The organism is Bacillus sp. 11C (assembly GCF_055486375.1).
This window is the reverse complement of sequence record NZ_JBUPVZ010000003.1, coordinates 22,299-39,338: the sequence shown is the minus strand read 5'-3', so window position 1 is coordinate 39,338 and position 17,040 is coordinate 22,299. Positions and strand designations below refer to the sequence as shown.

Here is a 17,040-nt window from a genome sequence, read left to right as displayed (position 1 = left end):
AGGACGGTTTTAGAATGCGCTTTTACCGGCTGGAAAGGGTGAATGTCATGAAGGTGATCAAGGGTTTAGCGGCAGGGCTGTTTTTTCTGCTTTTGTGTGCCTGCGGAGGACAACAAATTAAAGATCCGCTCAATTATGAGGTGGAGCCTTTTACATTTCAAAACCAAGACGGCAAAAATGTTTCATTAAAGAGTTTAAAAGGAGAAGTATGGCTGGCGGATTTTATTTTTACGAATTGCGAGACTGTATGTCCGCCGATGACTGCTCATATGACCGATTTGCAAAAAAAACTAAAAGCCGAGAATATAGATGTCCGGATCGTATCCTTTAGTGTTGACCCGGAAAACGATAAGCCAAAACAGCTGAAGAAATTTGCGGCGAATTATCCGCTATCTTTTGATAACTGGGATTTCCTCACGGGATACAGCCAGCGTGACATTGAGGCGTTCGCGCTTAAGAGCTTCAAAGCGATTGTGAAGAAACCGGAGGGAAAAGACCAAGTCATTCATCAATCTTCATTTTATTTGGTGAGTCCGGACGGTAAGGTGCTGAAAGATTACAATGGAGTGGAAAATACACCGTACGATGATATTATCGCTGATGTGAAATCAGCCAGTACACTCAAGTAAACTAGGGGACTAGGCATTTGCAAATCTTCTAAAACATGATACACTTTCCACTAGTAGAATGGGAAGGAGCAACAAGATTGAAGCTGCGCATTTTTTCACTCATGGCCAGTTTGATTTTGCTTCTTGCTGCTTGTACGAGCATACGTACAGCATCTGAGGGGAAACAAAAAGATCATGAACCGAAAACGAAAGAGCACATTGTCATTGCGGCTGTCGGAGATTCGCTGACAGAAGGTGTCGGAGATCCCGCCGGTAAGGGATATGTCGGCATGGTTGCGGATTCTATCCGGTCAGATAAACAAGTCAAAACGGTAGACGTAAAAAATTATGCCGTGAAAGGGAACCGTTCTGATGATTTATTAGAGAAATTAAAAGATAAAAAGGTTCAAAAAGGCATAAAGGACGCTGATTATGTCTTTTTTACAATTGGCGGCAACGATTTGATGAAAGTCCTTCGGCAAAACTTTCTGCAATTAACAATGGAACCATTTCAGGAAGCGGAAAAACCGTATGAAAAGCGTTTTAAAAAAATCATTTCTGAAATTCGGGAACTGAATGATCACGCTGAGCTGATTTATGTCAGCATGTATAATCCGTTTACATTTACGTTATCTGAATTAAATGAAATAAACGGTGTTGTTACTGATTGGAACCAAGTAGCTGAAAAAGAGCTGAAAAAAGATAAGTTTGCCAAAATCATTTATATTGAAGATTTATTCAATCAAAAAAGCGACAGCAGCAGAATTTCTGAGGATGATGATTTTCATCCTAATGGTACGGGTTATTCCCTTATCGCGAAGCGCGTCTATCAAGCCATTGAAAAAGAAGGATTACCGAAAGAGTAGGGTGACATCATGAATAAGTGGAAACGACTGTTTTTTATATTGCTTGCCATCAATCTGATTCTCGCCGCTGGGTTTGTGACACTAGTCATGCTGCCGGGAAAGCAAGCTCAGGTGAAGGATTCATCTGAGAGCGAGTATGGATTTCAAGTGACAAGCACAAAAGAATCATTAGCTGCGTTTGTCAACTCATATTTAAAAGACAAAGCATCCAACCAGCTTGATTATAAAGTAGAGATCGATGATGATGTTCATGTCGTTGGGGAAATCAAGGCTTTTTCCACGACCATTGATGCGCTTATCGCTTTTGAACCGACCGTGAAAAAAAATGGCGACGTGGAGCTGAATGTAACGAAATTTTCGTTAGGGAATTTGAGTATACCGATTAGCTTTGTGTTAAATTATATGGACAGTTTTTACGAATTGCCGTCATTTGTTCACGTCCATCCCGGCGATAAAAGCATTGAAGTGCGTCTGTCAGAAATGCCTTTAACGAATGGAATGTATGTCAGAGCGGATAAAATAAATTTAGAAAAAGATGAAATTGAGTTTTCCTATTACCATCCTAAACAATAGAGGTGACTGAAAATGAAACGGATTTACCAGTATTTCAGTTTATTATCCTTTACATTTTCCATGTATTTCGGCTGGCTTGCTTATCATCATCTGGCCGCTGAAGATATGGACCAAATGTATTTGAACATTTCCTATTGTGCCTTGTTCTTAAGTGTGATGGTGCTAACATTCGGTATGAGAGACCGAAAAAAAACCGATAAGTCATGAAAAAAGAGACATGAAACAACGTCTCTTTTTTCGTGTGATCCGGTGAAAATTTAAGACCACAAGGAGAAAAAATGAAAGCATACGATTTTACACAGGGGAACGTGCTGAAACAGCTTGTGCTGTTTTCAATGCCGATTATGCTCGGAAACGCATTGCAGGTTTCCTTTCAATTTATAGACAGTTTGTGGATCGGCAATTTACTGGGGGCGAAGGCCCTTGGGGCAGCCGCGGTATCAAGCACGATTGTTTTAACCGTGCTGTCTTTTATTTTGGGCCTTAACAATGCGACATTAACTATTTTGTCACAGCAAAAGGGTAAAGATGATGAAAACGGAATGGCGTCGTATATAAACGCTTTTGTCGTTTTATTAACAGGCCTAAGCGTCGGATTCGGCGCGGCCGGTTTTTTTCTGTCAGAGCTTTTGCTTCGTCTTCTGAAAACGCCGGAGTCGATGATACCGCTTGCTGAGACCTATTTGCAAATTCAATTTATTGGCATTTTATTTTTGTTTGGTTATAACTTTATCAGTACGGTGCTTCGGGCGCTCGGTGACAGCAAGACACCTCTCCGGTTTATTGCGTTTGCAGTTGTGCTGAATACAGTGTTGGCGCCGTTCTTTATTTCTGTGCTGCACATGGGAATAGCGGGAGCAGCTTATTCGACAATTTTGTCACAGGGCATTGCGTTTCTGTACGGGTTGTTTTATGTCATCAGACACAAGCTTGTACCATTCTCTATTCCGCGAGTTCCCAAGTGGGAAGAGTCCGCGCTGGTTTTGAAACTTGGGATTCCAGCCGGCCTGCAGATGATGGTGATTACAGGCGGAATGATGGCGATTATGAGTGTTGTCAACTCCTACGGGGAGCATGTGGTGTCAGGCTTCGGCGCGGTGCAGCGGCTCGACAGCATCATCACGCTTCCCGCTATGGCTGCCGGTACGGCGGTCAACAGTATGGCAGGGCAAAATATCGGAATCGGAAACGATAAAAGAGTGGGAACGATTGCGAGGCTAGGTGTTATAGTTGTTATTTCTTGCATGCTGATGATTGCCGTTATCATTTGGGTATTTGGCAAATACCTTATGAGACTATTTATCAGCGAGCCTGATGCGGTTGCGTTTGGTGAACAATATTTGCGGTGGATCGCGTTTTTCTACCCTTTTATCGGGATTAATTTCGTGCTGAACGGAATCGTCAGAGCCGCGGGAGCGATGCTGCAGGTGCTGGTTTTAAATTTGATATCGTTTTGGGTTTTGAGATATCCTTTCACGGCTCTATTTTCAGCATGGTTTGGCCAGAAAGGAATCGGGCTCGGAATCGGAATGAGTTTTTTATTAAGCAGCTGTGCGGCGTTTTTGTATTACAGATACGGAAGATGGAAAACAATGAAACTGTTCGCTGAAAAATAAGTGAAGGGCTGCAAAAAGCACATACCCATGTATAGCGGTATGTGCTTTTTTTCATCGTTTTTTATCAAGTTTGCTGAAAAGCTCGATTAATGAGGCCAGTTCGGCATCAGTGTAGCAGTCAAAGCGTTTAAAGAAATATTCCGTTTTTTTCTCGTTGAAATGCTGAAGGACTTTTTCGCCCGCTTCGGTGATATGAATGCGGATGATGCGCCTGTCTTCCTTCGATCTGATTCTTGTAATCCATTCCTTTTCCACCAGCGCATCAGTCACAGCTGTAATGTGGCTTGCTGATACCTCTAAAATAGGTGCAAATTCGGTGACTTTTTTAGGCCCTTGTTCACTGAGGATCCGCAGAATGGTGAATTCATTCCGTGACAGCTCTTTATCAAGAATTTCATTGATTTCGTTGCGTATTTGTTTAAAGACTTTACGGAGTAAATTTTCCATATCGTACATCATCTGTGTTCTTACTTTCAAATTTGTGAACCTCCATTACATAAGCATATTGCTTAAAACCTATAGATTTTATGAAAAGCAGAATCATTTTCATTCTATTATTACATGCTATAATATAATAATACCACGTATTAACAAAGGAGGCACCAGTATGTCTGAAAAAAAAGAAATCGCCACATTTGCAGGAGGCTGTTTTTGGTGTATGGTCAAACCTTTTGACGAACAGCCGGGAATTGAAAAAGTGGTGTCCGGGTATACAGGCGGCCATACTGAAAACCCTACGTATGAAGAGGTGTGCAGTGAAACGACAGGACATCGTGAAGCCGTTCAAATCACGTTTCATCCTGATGTGTATCCTTATGAAAAGCTGCTTGAATTGTTTTGGCAGCAAATCGACCCGACAGATGCCGGCGGCCAGTTTGCAGATCGCGGCAGCTCCTACCGTGCAGCCATTTTTTATCATAATGATAAACAAAAGGAGCTTGCGGAAGCTTCCAAGCAGCGTCTGGCGGAAAGCGGCATCTTTAAAGATCCGATTGTAACGGACATTTTAAAAGCTGAGCCTTTCTATGAAGCGGAGGGCTACCATCAGCATTTTTATAAAAAGAATCCAGGACATTACCAGCGCTACCGGGCGGGGTCTGGACGAGCCGGATTTATCAGCGAGCATTGGGGGGCGAAATAATGGGGCACAATAAAGAAGAAAAAATCAAGTCACTAAACCGCATGCAATATGAAGTGACGCAAAATAACGGCACGGAGCCGCCTTTTCAAAATGAATATTGGGATCATCAGGAAGAAGGGCTGTATGTAGACATTGTGTCAGGCAAGCCATTGTTTACATCCAAGGATAAATTTGATTCCCACTGCGGCTGGCCAAGCTTTACAAAGCCGATTGAAGAAGAAGAAGTAGAAGAAAAACGAGACACGAGCCACGGCATGATTCGCACAGAAGTGAGAAGCCGTACTGCCGATTCTCATCTTGGTCATGTATTTAATGACGGACCGGGGCCAAGCGGGCTTCGTTACTGCATAAACTCAGCGGCAATGCGGTTTGTGCCGAAGGATAAGCTGAAAGAAGAAGGATACGAAAGCTATCTGCATCTTTTTGATAAATAAACACAAAAAACAGGCCTGCCTAATGGATAGACAGGCTTGTTTTTATGCCTTTTTTTCTTGGTGTAATTTCTCAATAATCTGGGCAATTCTGTCTTTTGTGATGAGTGGGGCTTGATCTGATTGATATCCAGACAGATGGACTTTGCGAAAATCAGGATGTTTTTCAGGTTCTGGAAGAATCGCATAAAGATTGCCCCATTCATACAGAGAATCAATTTCATGAGGGGATGTTAATTCTTCGTGAAGCTTTTCACCTGAACGCTTGCCGACTTCTACCGCAGACGGCTGCGGGAGCCCGTGTTGCGATGCATATTCTTCAAATCCATGGATCAGTTCTTCAAGTTTCAGTGATTCCATTTTAAAAATAAAAGTTTCTCCGCCTTTTGTAATAGCAGCTGATTGCAATGTCAGTGTAGCCGCATCGTCTATTGACATGAAAAATCTGGTCATGTTTTTGTCAGTGATGGTTAGCGGTTCACCCTCCATCATCTGTTCAAATAAAATTGGAATGACCGAACCCCTTGAGCCGAGAACATTTCCGAAGCGGACTGAACAAAACACGGTTCCTCTGTTTTGAACGTGGCGGTTTGCTTGATGAAACAGCTTTTCAGATAACAGCTTGGTGGCACCCATTGTGTTCACAGGAGATACAGCTTTATCGGTACTGATATTAATGACATGCTGGACCCGGTGTAATAGGGCGGCCTCCACCACATTCTGTCCGCCGATGAGATTGGTCTGGATCGCTTCAAATGGATGGTCTTCACATGTCGGAACCTGTTTCAGCGCAGCTGCGTGGAAGACGATATCCACGCCTTTCATCACCTGATTCACCCTTCTGTGATCGCGCACATCTCCGAGCACAAATGAAAGCCGCTTATCCTCCGCATACTTTTGACTCATGACATACTGTTTACTGTCGTCTTTGCTGAATACAATCACCTGTTTCGGTGTTAGCAGCAAAAGGCGTTTGACAATTTGACTCCCGATTGAACCTGTTCCGCCAGTGACTAAAACTGTTTTGTTATGGAAAAACGGTTCTAGTTCTGCTGTTTGCTGTTTAGGCATGGCTTATCCTCCAACTCTCGTTTCTCTACCATGCATCATATGTTCAACTTTGTAATCGAGTTAATGAAAGCAACCAATAAAACAAAATTTAGGGGAATGATCATGTCACAAAGTGTTCTTTTTTAATAGAAAATGGAAAAATAGACGTAACAGACAAAATATAAAACTACATAAACAATGTACTAAATATTCACTTTGGTTTTATTTCGCACCTCAAAAGTAAATTTGACGGAGTCATTTCACGTACTTCTTAGGGGGGAAGTGATTTATGAGTCAGAAAAACTATAAAAAAAGGTTCATTTTCCTCTCTATTAAACGACTGTATATATTTTACAATAAGGAGTGATAGTGATTAAAAGGAGGGGACCAAATTGAAGGTTTCAAAAACAATGCTGCTAAGCACTGCTGCGGGTTTATTGCTTAGCCTGACAACTAACTCGGTATCGGCTCATCATGTGAAAGCGGAACATCATTTTAAAGTGACGGCGCAAACGGAGACAAATCCTGTCGCTTCTGGCGAGGACGCAGCAGATGACCCGGCCATTTGGGTTCATGACAAGCATCCGGAAAATAGCAAGTTGATTACGACAAATAAGAAGTCAGGACTAGTCGTGTATGATTTAAACGGCAAACAGCTCCAATCTTACGAGTTTGGCAAGCTCAATAATGTCGATCTGCGTTATCAATTTCCATTGAACGGAGAAAAAATTGATATTGCTGCCGCCTCAAACCGGTCTAAAGGAAAAAATACAATCGAAGTATATGAAATTGACGGGGATAAAGGAAAGTTGAAAAGCATTACAGACCCAAACCATCCGATTTCAACTGATATTTCTGAGGTATACGGCTTCAGCCTGTATCACAGCCAGAAAACAGGAGCATTTTACGCATTAGTGACAGGCAAACAAGGAGAATTTGAGCAATATGAAATTGTTGACAATGGAAAGGGTTATGTAACAGGGAAAAAAGTGCGTGAATTTAAATTGAATTCTCAGACTGAAGGCCTTGTTGCGGATGATGAGTACGGGAACCTGTATATAGCAGAGGAAAACGAAGCCATCTGGAAATTTAATGCTGAGCCAGACGGAGGATCAAAGGGGCAGGTTGTCGACCGTGCGACAGGAGAACGTTTGACAGCTGATATTGAAGGACTGACGATCTATTATGCGCCAGACGGCAAAGGATATCTCATGGCCTCAAGTCAAGGAAATAACAGCTATGCAATGTATGAACGGCAGGGAAGCAATCGCTTTGTAGCCAACTTTGACATTGCAGATGGCGAAAAGATAGACGGTACTAGTGATACGGACGGTATTGATGTTCTCGGTTTCGGACTTGGCCCAAAATATCCGTACGGGATTTTTGTCGCGCAGGACGGTGAAAATATTGACAATGGACAAGCAGTCAATCAAAATTTCAAAATTGTGTCGTGGAAACAGATAGCACAGCATCTAGGCGAAAAGCCTGACCTTCATAAACAGGTGAATCCGAGGAAGATGAGGGACCGTTCTGACGGCTAAAAAAAGCAGCTCATTCAGCTGCTTTTTTCTGTGAATGAAAAAATCGTTCATAACAATGAACGATTTTTCAAGTAAGCGCCAGATGAATCGCCTTTAGTTTTGCAGGAAGCTCATCAAACTTAAGGGCGGGTACGGTCTCTTTGTAATTGGATGCTGCAGCTTTTTGCCGTTCCTCAGGATGGTTGATATAGAAAGCGGCTTTTTCCTTAAAGTCGTTGATGCTGTGATAAGAAATAAAGGATGAAAAAGGATGTGCCGCGGGTAAATCTGTTAATTGAAATGCTTCGCATGCAGCGATATCAAACGTCCGGTTATTAAAACTGGCGTTTTTGATGCGGATATTATTTTTATTGAAAGCAAAATGATAGGGCCGATGCGCATTGATCACGATATCTGCCCCGTTATAATAATGAACGGCCTGTTCGGGTGGAACCCATGTGCTGACGATATCAATATGCGGCTGTTTGAGCACTTTTTTAGGCAGGTATTTTCTCCATTCCTTTCCGATTACCCGAACGGTGAAAGGCAGATGTACCACTTCTTTCATAAGCTGAACCCGATTAGGATAAGGATAGCCGATGATAAGCAGATTTGAATGAAAAGAATGTTCTGTGTCCATTTTTTTAAACAGCCGATGATTAACTGGAATCGGAACATAGTAGACGTTCTGGCAGCCGAGCTCCCGATAATAAAGAGCGGCATTTTGTTCAATCGTTAATATGGCGTCAGCGTGCTTTATCACCCGAAGGCTGATATCAATATAAAATGGGTCTTCGGTCAGCCAAACAAACACAGGAATACCCTTATCCTTTAACCAGGTCAGCCAGTCGTGGGGAACACGGTCTCCAACCATCATGAGTGCGAAGTCCGGCTGGAACTTTTCAGCCTTTATTAGAAATTCTGCTTCCAGTGTATCTGCAGACATGTACTCTGTATGAGTATTAAGAAAACATTCTTCAGCCCAGCGGTCAAAATATCTGTATATTCCTCCGTATCCCGACTGGATATACAAAACTTTCATCAGATCTTATGAAAAGAACGTAACACTTTCTACTTTGTCTACATCAATTAATGTTGTAGCTTGGCCTTCCGGGGTAACGGAGCTTTCCTGTGTTACAAATACGATACCGTGAATTTGGTCGAAAGCAACGAAGACAACCGGACCGATCATATCACCCGAATCAGTCACAATGCTGATCGTAGTGCCTGGCGTAATTCTGGCAAAAATCCACCTTGCCGGAAGGGAAGTAGATTCAGCCGTAATCATTTCACTTTGATCTACTTTTTGATCGATCGCAGCTTCAAGCAATTCTTTAAGATTATTATCCACGTTTACTCCTCCTTCTGTTGAGAATAAAGGGCTTAAAAGGGTCTTAATCAAATCCTTTTTTAATTGGGCGTTTTCAGAGCTCATCACATACACCTCCTATTCAATAGTGAACTCACGTTAATCATATTCTTATGGCTGCCATTTGGTATGAGTCGAACGCCGTACCTGACCTATTTTTCATATATTTAAGCAAAATGCTGATTTTTTAAAAGAGTGGATATAGCCTATACCACAAATCGAAGTCAGTTCATATTGTGAAACAGAGAGTATAAAGGTCAGCGATTGTTTGGATTGAGAGAAACACGCGAATCAAGAAGAAAATCAAGATGAACTGCATTTTATTTCGCTTTTGCTGATTTTGCTTATTCGTCAATCGGCTACTGAACAAATCCATCTGATCTCAGACGCCAGCTCGTATTTGCAAAAGAGCTTGGCGTACCGGTATCAACATTTCATCTGTTGAATGGAGATACGCTTCAAAACGTCATCGTAAAAGAGGTTCTGACTGATTTGGTTATTTTCAAAACCCGTTAAATCATACGAGATCTCATGTCGCACTCTCAAGTATTGTAAGCTGGGATGCTTTTTAATGATGACAGAGGCTCTGCTTGTGCGGAGCCGTTTTAATGTTTGCAACAGGGGGCTGTATAGATGGGAGAGAAAGTGTCCATTATTTTAACGAGTTATAACAAACCTGCTTATCTGCAAAAAGCGATCGAAAGCGTCATAAAGCAAACGTATGATCTTTGGGAGCTTTTTATCATGGATGATCATTCTAATGAAGAAATAACTGCGGTGATTCACAAGTACCTTCATGACCCCCGCATTTGTTATGAAAATAGTTTCGTGCATCCTGCAGATCGATTAAAAACAACCCGTTATGCCACATTAATAAACACAGCGCTCCCATTTGCCGACGGCGATTACATTTCCTATCTCACTGATGACACTGTGTATCATCCTGAGCGGCTGAGCCGTATGGTGCAGATGTTTTCACATAATCCTGAGGCGCAGGCCGTTTATTCAAAACAAAAAGTTGTACGAGTAAACGAAAGGGGAGAGGAAATCTCCCATTTCTATAGAAATGCCAATGAAGTGCTTCATCAGGCCGCTTTTCAAGTCGATCATTGCTCAGTTATGCATCGCCGTTCATTACTTGATCGTATTCACCATATATATGGAAGTTATTGGGACGATGATATGAAGCATTGGAATCATGGCGACTCAATTTTTTGGGCCAGAATCAACAACTTTGCTCCATTTCTGCCGATAAATGAAGTATTAGATACAACCTATAAAACCCCCGATTCATTTCAAAATGCGTATCGGTTTCTGCCCGCCGATTTGATTGACGGATCTTTTGTAAAGGGTTCAGGTCAAAACGTATATTTTATTGATCAGGGTGTGAGGCATCCTGTCGGGGAAAGGTGGGATTCGGTGTATCTAAATCGGACTGTGGCCGTTCCAGACCCGTATTTATTCCAATATAAAATTGGAAACATTTTAAAGATTCCGAATTATATTTTAGTAAAGGAAGCTGGTCATCCTGCAATATTCTATATCGAAGCCGGAAAAAAAAGACGGATTTTGGGTCAGTATGCTTTTCAGTTTTATCAATTTAAAAGAAAAGACATATTGACCATTGAAAAAGAAGAACTGGAGGCGCTGCCGGAAGGGCTGCCAATTACGCGGGAACGATCTGGTTTGATCGAAAATCCGCCTGGCCGAAGGCTTTTTTTCATAGAACGCGAGCCGTTTTTGTTTCTAAACGGCGTCTTTCATCCGATTCGTGAACAAGTAGTAAGGAAATTCTTTTTACATCATAAGCCAATCTCCGCTTCTTTCCGAAATATTCAGCAATTTCCAATTGGAAAGCCGTTTTATCCAGTGTACGATGAGATTATAAAGAATTTGAATATTGCAACTGAGTAAAAGCATAGGTCATAAAAAGGAGACGTTCATGACAGGACATTATTCAAAAACGGAACAGCAATATATATTGTTAACGTCTGAATCGGCATCGTTTGATCATTACAGCGTATATAAAGATCCGAAGCTTCCGCAAATTTTTTCTCATAACTTTGTTCAGCTTCATGATACGTTTCCGTTAGAGCGGTTACTGGACTTTTTGCCATCCGTACCAAAGCTGCTTAATGCGAATTATCTCCATTTAAAAGCGTCGCCTCAGCATGTTTTTCCGCTCGGTTTGAAGCAATCGCTTGTCAAAAGCGGGTTTGTTGTCGAGGATGAGCTGTTGTATGACATGAAGCTTAGTGACTGGAAAGGGCAGATAGGACATCCGTTAACGGCATGGGGAACGGCAAAAAGCTTCAGCGATGGATCATCTATCATGAAAATTTATGATTCCATTTATATTGGCGAAGCGATCGCTGAACAAAAATTAAAAAGAAAATATCCCTTTTATGAAGCGGGGACGATCATCCTTGTTGTTTGTTACAGCGACCCATCACAGAAGATTCCCATTGGATGCGGAGAGCTGTTCATTCATCCGCAAGAAAAAACGGCTAAAATTGAAGAAGTTGCCATTTTGGATCAGTTTCAAAGAAAGGGCTATGGCAGTATCTTAGTGAAAGAAATGCTGTCCATTGCCAAATCACTAGGAATGGAAGCAGCCTATTTAGTGGCTACAAGCACTGACGGTGCAACCCGTTTTTACGAAAAGCTGACGTTTAAAAAATATGAGCGGGTGCATACTGTTTTTCATTATTTCCTTACATGAAATAGGCGTTTGCACAAACCATTTGGGACTTGGCCCGCATAAAATGCCGTATATCGTGATAAGAAAGGATGAAAACATCATGCATAGATACCCTGGATACGGTTACGGATTTGGCTGCGGGACAAATACGTTTGTATTGATTGTTGTCTTGTTCATTTTATTAATTATTGTCGGAGCCGCTTTTATTTGCTAGAGGGCGAAATTCCAAAAGAGCCTTTCCATATTAAGGAAGGCTCTTTTTTGTGTGAAAAGTTTTTGCGGGGACGTCATGCCGCAATTTGGACACTCATATAATATGTTAAAAGGTTTGTTGAGGTGGGAGCATGAGCAGTTATTTGATTAAGCCGGAGCTTAGTTCGGCCTATCCGGTTGTCAGTTATGCGAAGGGTTCATATGTTTATGATCAGACCGGAAAAAGATATCTTGACGGCTCATCAGGTGCGGTGACATGCAATATCGGCCATGGGGTTCGTGATGTGACTGAGAGGCTGAAAGAACAGCTTGATCAAGTGTCTTTTGCTTACCGCTCGCAGTTTACAAGCGAGCCTGCCGAGCAATTAGCCGCTCTCTTGGCGCAGGAGCTGCCGGGAGATGTGAATTGGTCTTTTTTTGTCAACAGCGGATCAGAAGCCATAGAAACAGCGATGAAAATCGCCATTCAGTATTGGCAGGAAAAAAAGCAAACACAAAAATCCATCTTTTTGTCTCGGTGGAGCAGTTACCACGGAATAACTTTGGGAGCGCTTTCATTATCTGGTTTTTATGAAAGGAGATACCGTTTCACCCATCTCATTGAACGCTATCCCGCTATTTCAGCTCCTCATATGTATCGGCGGAATCATGGAACGGATGAAGACTTTGTTCAGACTGCCGCTGATGAACTGGAAACTGCGATCAAAAGAATCGGAAGCCAATTTATCGCCGGCTTTGTGGCTGAGCCTATTATTGGTGCCGCAGGTGCAGCGATCACCCCGCCTCCGGGATATTATGAGAGATTAAGTGAGGTATGCCGCACACACGAAGTGCTCTTTATTGCAGACGAAGTGATGACAGGGCTTGGAAGAACAGGAAGGATGCTCGCGACAGAGCATTGGCGCACCGTTCCTGATATTGCTGTACTGGGGAAGGGGCTAGGCGCGGGGTATGCGCCTATTGCCGCTGCTGTTGTATCTGATTCTATTATTGAAACGATAAAACAAGGTTCAGGTGTGATTATGAGCGGCCACACATACAGTGCACATCCCTATTCAGCCAAAGCCGCTCTGGAAGTTTTGCGGTATGTATTAAAGCACGGCTTGATCAACCAATCAGAAAAAAAGGGAGCTGTACTGAAAAAGAAGCTTGTTGAGGCAGCGTCTCAAAGCGGCATCATTGGTGATGTTCGCGGAAAAGGACTGCTATTAGGCGTTGAATTTGTAGCAGACAAGAACACGAAGAACGTTTTTTCGCCAGAGCAGGCGGTTACCCAGCGCATTGTCGGCGAAGCGAAAAAATGCGGACTAATTGTTTATCCTGCCAAAGCGGGAATAGACAGCGGGGAAGGAGATGCTGTCATTATTGCTCCGCCTTTTACCATGTCAGACGGCGAGGCTGAAGAGCTCATATCAATTTTTTCAGAAACAGTTGCAGCGGTCGAAAAAAAACTGAAAAGGGATTGAAATTAAATGGCGCCATTTCAAAAAACAATCAGCGTCGAAACAGCAATTTCAGGTGTTCAGGACGGGTCGGTCCTAATGTTTGGCGGTTTTGGCGGAGTCGGCTCGCCTCCTTCATTGATTGAAGCTATATTGGACAGCGGTGTAACGGATTTAACTGTCATTTGCAATGATGCCGGCTTTCCGGAAATAGGGATCGGCCCGCTTATAGTCAATCAGCGAGTCAAAACCCTGATCGCATCGCATATCGGTTCTAACCCTGTAGCGGGAAAACAGATGACAGACGGGACGTTAGAAGTTCAATTTTCACCCCAGGGAACGCTTGCAGAACGAATTCGCGCCGGCGGAGCGGGACTCGGCGGGATTTTAACTGACATCGGGATTGCGAATCAAATGGTTTATGAAAAAAAGGACATCGTGTCTGTGGCTGGAAAGCGATATTTGGTTGAAGAGGCGCTGACGGCAGATTTTGCATTTGTCAATGCGCACATTGCGGATGAATTCGGCAATTTAACGTATGACAAAACAGCGCGCAATATGAATCCGCTTATGGCAATGGCCGCAAGTAGAACCTTTGTCGAGGCTGAGCGTATCGTCCCGATGGGGGAGATTTCAGAAGAAATGATTGTCACACCGGGGGTTTTTGTCGAGGGGGTTGTGAGAAGCGAAGGAGTGAAGTGGAAATGGGCTTGGGAATAGCAGAACGAGAACAAATCGCAAAACGGGCCGCTTCTGAAATCAAGCCGGGCATGATTGTGAATCTCGGTATCGGCATCCCATCCTTGGTGCCGAACTTTTTGCCGCCTGGCATGCAGGTCATGCTGCAGGCTGAAAATGGTGTGCTTGGCATTGGCGAAAGCCCTGAAAAGGGAAAAGAGGATGAACATTTATGCAACGCAGCGGGATTTCCTGTCCGAGCTGTAAAAGGTGCTTCTTATTTTGATACAACGATGTCTTTTGCGATGATCAGAAGGGGCAAAATTGACATTACGATTTTAGGCGCCCTGCAGGTGAGCCAGTCAGGCGATTTGGCAAATTGGCTTGTCCCGGGAAAAAAGGTGCCGGGTATGGGCGGAGCGATGGAACTGGCCCAAAAAGCGAAAAAAGTGGTTATCGTCATGAGTCATACAGATCAAAAGGGAAGGCCTAAATTAACAGAAACATGCACGCTTCCGCTAACTGCAGCAGGCTGTGTGAATTTGATCATTACTGAAAAAGCGGTTCTTGAGGTCGGAGCCCATCATTTCATTTTAAAAGAGCTGATGAATGGCTCGACAATCGACGAGGTGACGAGGCTGACTGAAGCTGAAATCAAAATAGATATGCCTTTTTCTTAAAGGGGGAATGAGGATGCAAGACATTGAGAGAAAAGTAATCGGGTGGCTCGATCAGCATTCGGCCAAAGCCATTCGTCTTCTCAAAAGGCTGATTGGAGAAAAAAGCACATTGGGCTCAGAATTTAACGCCCAAGCCGTTGTGCTTGAGAAGCTGCGGCAATTTCAAATGGACATTGACGTGTGGGAGCCAAGCCTAAAGCAATTAAAACAGCATCCCTATTTTAAATCAGACCGTTCCGATTTTGATGAGAGTCCGAATATCGTTGCAAAAAAAACGGGAGCGGGCGGGGGCCGGTCGCTGATTTTAAACGGTCATATCGATGTTGTGCCTGAAGGAAGCGTGAAGGATTGGAAGTATGAACCGTTTCAAGCTGTCGAAGAAAACGGTAAAATATACGGCCGCGGCTCAACGGATATGAAGGGCGGCAATACAGCCCTTCTTTTTGCTTTAGAAGCCCTGCACGCCTGCAATGTTAAATTGAAGGGAGATGTATTGTTTCAAAGCGTTGTAGATGAAGAGTGCGGCGGCGCGGGTACACTGTCTGCCATCATGAGAGGGTATCGGGCTGACGGGGCGCTGATTCCGGAACCGACGAATATGAAACTTTTTATCAAGCAGCAAGGGTCGATGTGGTTTCGGATCACAGTGAAGGGATTAGCGGCTCATGGAGGCACACGCTATGAAGGGGTAAGTGCGATTGAAAAAAGCATGCACGTTATCACAGCCATACAGGAGCTGGAAAAAGTCCGCAATGCGAGAATCTCAGATCCGCTGTATGATCATGTCCCAATACCGGTACCGGTGAATATCGGCACCATCTCAGGCGGCGCATGGCCATCTTCAGTTGCAGACCGTGTCGTCATAGAAGGGAGATGCGGAATTGCGCCCTATGAAAAACCAGAAGCAGTTAAACTTGAATTGGAAAACTGGCTGAAGGATTTAGATTACCGTGATGAATGGTTTAAACGCCATCCGATTACAGTAGAGTGGTTCGGCGCTCAATGGCTCCCGAATGATTTACCTGATGATCACCCTTTAATTTCAGTACTGCAATCAGCTTATCAAAAAATGAAACAGACAGAGCCCATCATCGAAGCCTCGCCATGGGGAACGGACGGAGGGCTTTTATACCATGCAGGCGATACGCCAGTGATTGTCTTCGGGCCTGGGGAAACAAAAACAGCTCATCAGGCAAATGAATACATTGAGATTGAAGCCATGCTGGAATCTGCTAAAATTATTGCACTTTTTGTTATGGATTGGTGCGGGCTTTATACAGGCGGGGAGGGGGAGAATGAGGATGCTCAAGTCGATAAAGAGTAACGGTGTCACAGCAGTTCTGGACCATGACAGCTTTAATAAACGAATGAGAGTCGTTCGTTATGACGGAGCCATTGAGAAGGCCCTGCCTGATATCGTGGCGGAGGCAAAAGAAGAGGACGCGGAAAAAATTATCATCTATACGAAACAGCATGATGTGGCTGTGCTTGCCAAACAATTGTTTGCGCCGGAGGGTTATTTAAAGGGCTATTATCTCGGCCATCCGGCTTGTGTCATGGTCCGTTACCTCACGGAAAAACGGAGTCAAACCGATTCTTATATAAAGGAACAGGAGATGATCGAAGCCTTATATCGCACAGTACCTCACCTCCGCACTGAAAACAGGCCATCCTTTACAATGAGAAAAGCAGAAACAAATGACATGTACCAGCTTTCGATGCTGTATAAAAAAGTATTTCGTACGTATCCGACCCCGGTTTTTGATCCCGCATATATTGAAAAGACGATGAATGAAAATACGATGTATTATGTCATGTTTGATCATGAACGCCTGATCAGCGCAGCAAGCGCAGACATGAATCCAGAGCTTGGGCATGCAGAAATGACCGACTGCGCTGTGCTTCCGGAATATCGGGGCCATTCGCTGACAAGCTTTTTAATCGAGGAATTAGAAAAAGAAATGGCCGAGAAGGAAATCTTTCACGTGTTTTCTCTCGCCCGTGCTGCGTCTTTTGGGATGAATGCTGTGTTGTACCGTTCTGGTTATCAGTATGGCGGAAGGCTGATCAATAACTGCTATATAGCCGAAGGTCTTGAAAACATGAATATTTGGAGCAAGCACCTGTAAGACAAAATAATGCACGAGGAGGA

The 17,040-nt window shown here is 43.4% G+C and carries 20 protein-coding genes and 1 pseudogene; 17 read left to right on the top strand and 4 right to left on the bottom strand.

The genetic code is table 11. From position 1 onward, the window contains the following. The first annotated feature begins 47 nt into the window (after positions 1 to 47). From ACY3LV_RS05050 to ACY3LV_RS05030, 5 genes are all read left to right on the top strand, one after another. Positions 48 to 629, top strand: a complete 582-nt coding sequence (locus ACY3LV_RS05050) for an SCO family protein (protein ID WP_148961549.1) — start codon at positions 48 to 50, stop codon at positions 627 to 629. 77 nt (positions 630 to 706) lie between these two features. Further along, positions 707 to 1,474, top strand: a complete 768-nt coding sequence (locus ACY3LV_RS05045) for an SGNH/GDSL hydrolase family protein (RefSeq protein ID WP_253268389.1) — start codon at positions 707 to 709, stop codon at positions 1,472 to 1,474. Positions 1,475 to 1,483: 9 nt separating this feature from the next. Then, positions 1,484 to 2,047 (top strand): YpmS family protein, encoded by a 564-nt coding sequence (locus ACY3LV_RS05040; RefSeq protein WP_148961551.1) that lies wholly within the window; start codon positions 1,484 to 1,486, stop codon positions 2,045 to 2,047. A 12-nt stretch (positions 2,048 to 2,059) separates the two neighbouring features. Continuing rightward, positions 2,060 to 2,254, top strand: a complete 195-nt coding sequence (gene ypmT / locus ACY3LV_RS05035) for a protein YpmT (protein WP_333560136.1) — start codon at positions 2,060 to 2,062, stop codon at positions 2,252 to 2,254. A 71-nt stretch (positions 2,255 to 2,325) separates the two neighbouring features. After that, positions 2,326 to 3,663, top strand: a complete 1,338-nt coding sequence (locus ACY3LV_RS05030; RefSeq protein ID WP_148961553.1) for an MATE family efflux transporter — start codon at positions 2,326 to 2,328, stop codon at positions 3,661 to 3,663. Positions 3,664 to 3,714: 51 nt separating this feature from the next. On the opposite strand, the gene ACY3LV_RS05025 is transcribed toward ACY3LV_RS05030, so the two are convergent. Beyond that, positions 3,715 to 4,140 carry a MarR family transcriptional regulator gene (locus ACY3LV_RS05025; RefSeq protein ID WP_039074221.1) on the bottom strand — a complete coding sequence of 142 codons (426 nt, stop codon included), beginning with the start codon at positions 4,138 to 4,140 and terminating at the stop codon, positions 3,715 to 3,717. 130 nt (positions 4,141 to 4,270) lie between these two features. On the opposite strand from ACY3LV_RS05025, the gene msrA reads away from it, so the two are divergent. Beyond that, positions 4,271 to 4,804, top strand: coding sequence for a peptide-methionine (S)-S-oxide reductase MsrA (gene msrA / locus ACY3LV_RS05020; RefSeq protein ID WP_333519512.1), 534 nt, complete (start codon positions 4,271 to 4,273; stop codon positions 4,802 to 4,804). After that, a complete protein-coding gene (msrB, locus tag ACY3LV_RS05015; protein WP_464863490.1) occupies positions 4,804 to 5,238 on the top strand; it encodes a peptide-methionine (R)-S-oxide reductase MsrB in 435 nt (144 codons plus the stop codon). The genes msrA and msrB overlap by 1 nt, the downstream gene beginning before the upstream one ends. 42 nt (positions 5,239 to 5,280) lie before the next feature. Here msrB and ACY3LV_RS05010 read toward each other — a convergent pair whose 3' ends face one another. Next, positions 5,281 to 6,306: a nucleoside-diphosphate sugar epimerase/dehydratase gene (locus ACY3LV_RS05010; RefSeq protein ID WP_333519510.1), complete on the bottom strand. Its 1,026-nt coding sequence runs from the start codon at positions 6,304 to 6,306 to the stop codon at positions 5,281 to 5,283. Positions 6,307 to 6,677: 371 nt separating this feature from the next. Here ACY3LV_RS05010 and ACY3LV_RS05005 point away from each other — a divergent pair, with 371 nt between their 5' ends. After that, on the top strand, positions 6,678 to 7,826 hold the full coding sequence (locus ACY3LV_RS05005) for a phytase (protein ID WP_333560259.1): 1,149 nt from the start codon (positions 6,678 to 6,680) through the stop codon (positions 7,824 to 7,826). Positions 7,827 to 7,893: 67 nt separating this feature from the next. On the opposite strand, the gene ACY3LV_RS05000 is transcribed toward ACY3LV_RS05005, so the two are convergent. Both ACY3LV_RS05000 and cgeA read right to left on the bottom strand, forming a co-directional pair. Then, entirely contained in the window at positions 7,894 to 8,847 is a 954-nt protein-coding gene (locus ACY3LV_RS05000; protein WP_464863489.1) for a CgeB family protein, read from the bottom strand. A 6-nt stretch (positions 8,848 to 8,853) separates the two neighbouring features. Next, entirely contained in the window at positions 8,854 to 9,240 is a 387-nt protein-coding gene (cgeA, locus tag ACY3LV_RS04995) for a spore crust protein CgeA (RefSeq protein WP_148961558.1), read from the bottom strand. 247 nt (positions 9,241 to 9,487) lie between these two features. Here cgeA and cgeC point away from each other — a divergent pair. The 9 genes and pseudogenes from cgeC (at position 9,488) to ablB (ending at position 17,017) form a co-directional block, all read left to right on the top strand. Beyond that, a pseudogene (gene cgeC, locus ACY3LV_RS04990) lies at positions 9,488 to 9,746 on the top strand (spore maturation protein CgeC). A 61-nt stretch (positions 9,747 to 9,807) separates the two neighbouring features. Beyond that, a complete protein-coding gene (locus ACY3LV_RS04985) occupies positions 9,808 to 11,088 on the top strand; it encodes a glycosyltransferase family 2 protein (RefSeq protein ID WP_464863488.1) in 1,281 nt (426 codons plus the stop codon). A gap of 28 nt (positions 11,089 to 11,116) precedes the next feature. Further along, complete coding sequence (locus ACY3LV_RS04980; RefSeq protein ID WP_148961560.1) at positions 11,117 to 11,896, top strand: GNAT family N-acetyltransferase; 780 nt, start codon at positions 11,117 to 11,119, stop codon at positions 11,894 to 11,896. Then, positions 11,856 to 12,089 (top strand): YjcZ family sporulation protein, encoded by a 234-nt coding sequence (locus ACY3LV_RS04975; RefSeq protein WP_464863487.1) that lies wholly within the window; start codon positions 11,856 to 11,858, stop codon positions 12,087 to 12,089. The genes ACY3LV_RS04980 and ACY3LV_RS04975 overlap by 41 nt, the downstream gene beginning before the upstream one ends. Before the next feature lie 130 nt (positions 12,090 to 12,219). After that, positions 12,220 to 13,554 carry an aspartate aminotransferase family protein gene (locus ACY3LV_RS04970; RefSeq protein WP_464863486.1) on the top strand — a complete coding sequence of 445 codons (1,335 nt, stop codon included), beginning with the start codon at positions 12,220 to 12,222 and terminating at the stop codon, positions 13,552 to 13,554. Between the two features lie 6 nt (positions 13,555 to 13,560). Then, complete coding sequence (locus tag ACY3LV_RS04965) at positions 13,561 to 14,250, top strand: CoA transferase subunit A (protein ID WP_464863485.1); 690 nt, start codon at positions 13,561 to 13,563, stop codon at positions 14,248 to 14,250. Then, complete coding sequence (locus ACY3LV_RS04960; protein ID WP_464863484.1) at positions 14,235 to 14,888, top strand: 3-oxoacid CoA-transferase subunit B; 654 nt, start codon at positions 14,235 to 14,237, stop codon at positions 14,886 to 14,888. Before ACY3LV_RS04965 ends, ACY3LV_RS04960 begins: the two co-directional genes overlap by 16 nt. A 7-nt stretch (positions 14,889 to 14,895) precedes the next feature. After that, on the top strand, positions 14,896 to 16,212 hold the full coding sequence (locus ACY3LV_RS04955) for a peptidase (RefSeq protein WP_087990444.1): 1,317 nt from the start codon (positions 14,896 to 14,898) through the stop codon (positions 16,210 to 16,212). Then, positions 16,190 to 17,017 carry a putative beta-lysine N-acetyltransferase gene (ablB, locus tag ACY3LV_RS04950; RefSeq protein ID WP_464863483.1) on the top strand — a complete coding sequence of 276 codons (828 nt, stop codon included), beginning with the start codon at positions 16,190 to 16,192 and terminating at the stop codon, positions 17,015 to 17,017. The genes ACY3LV_RS04955 and ablB overlap by 23 nt, the downstream gene beginning before the upstream one ends. Positions 17,018 to 17,040 lie beyond the last annotated feature (23 nt).

What these genes read in the sequence shown, in the direction of transcription:
- ACY3LV_RS05050 (WP_148961549.1), top strand. Translation starts at nt 48, where the DNA reads ATGAAGGTGATCAAGGGTTTAGCGGCAGGGCTGTTTTTTCTGCTTTTG.
- ACY3LV_RS05040 (WP_148961551.1), top strand. Translation starts at nt 1,484, where the DNA reads ATGAATAAGTGGAAACGACTGTTTTTTATATTGCTTGCCATCAATCTG.
- ypmT (WP_333560136.1), top strand. Translation starts at nt 2,060, where the DNA reads ATGAAACGGATTTACCAGTATTTCAGTTTATTATCCTTTACATTTTCC.
- ACY3LV_RS05030 (WP_148961553.1), top strand. Translation starts at nt 2,326, where the DNA reads ATGAAAGCATACGATTTTACACAGGGGAACGTGCTGAAACAGCTTGTG.
- msrA (WP_333519512.1), top strand. Translation starts at nt 4,271, where the DNA reads ATGTCTGAAAAAAAAGAAATCGCCACATTTGCAGGAGGCTGTTTTTGG.
- msrB (WP_464863490.1), top strand. Translation starts at nt 4,804, where the DNA reads ATGGGGCACAATAAAGAAGAAAAAATCAAGTCACTAAACCGCATGCAA.
- ACY3LV_RS05010 (WP_333519510.1), bottom strand. Translation starts at nt 6,306, where the DNA reads ATGCCTAAACAGCAAACAGCAGAACTAGAACCGTTTTTCCATAACAAA.
- ACY3LV_RS05000 (WP_464863489.1), bottom strand. Translation starts at nt 8,847, where the DNA reads ATGAAAGTTTTGTATATCCAGTCGGGATACGGAGGAATATACAGATAT.
- cgeA (WP_148961558.1), bottom strand. Translation starts at nt 9,240, where the DNA reads ATGAGCTCTGAAAACGCCCAATTAAAAAAGGATTTGATTAAGACCCTT.
- ACY3LV_RS04985 (WP_464863488.1), top strand. Translation starts at nt 9,808, where the DNA reads ATGGGAGAGAAAGTGTCCATTATTTTAACGAGTTATAACAAACCTGCT.
- ACY3LV_RS04980 (WP_148961560.1), top strand. Translation starts at nt 11,117, where the DNA reads ATGACAGGACATTATTCAAAAACGGAACAGCAATATATATTGTTAACG.
- ACY3LV_RS04975 (WP_464863487.1), top strand. Translation starts at nt 11,856, where the DNA reads ATGAGCGGGTGCATACTGTTTTTCATTATTTCCTTACATGAAATAGGC.
- ACY3LV_RS04970 (WP_464863486.1), top strand. Translation starts at nt 12,220, where the DNA reads ATGAGCAGTTATTTGATTAAGCCGGAGCTTAGTTCGGCCTATCCGGTT.
- ACY3LV_RS04965 (WP_464863485.1), top strand. Translation starts at nt 13,561, where the DNA reads ATGGCGCCATTTCAAAAAACAATCAGCGTCGAAACAGCAATTTCAGGT.
- ACY3LV_RS04960 (WP_464863484.1), top strand. Translation starts at nt 14,235, where the DNA reads ATGGGCTTGGGAATAGCAGAACGAGAACAAATCGCAAAACGGGCCGCT.
- ACY3LV_RS04955 (WP_087990444.1), top strand. Translation starts at nt 14,896, where the DNA reads ATGAGGATGCAAGACATTGAGAGAAAAGTAATCGGGTGGCTCGATCAG.
- ablB (WP_464863483.1), top strand. Translation starts at nt 16,190, where the DNA reads ATGCTCAAGTCGATAAAGAGTAACGGTGTCACAGCAGTTCTGGACCAT.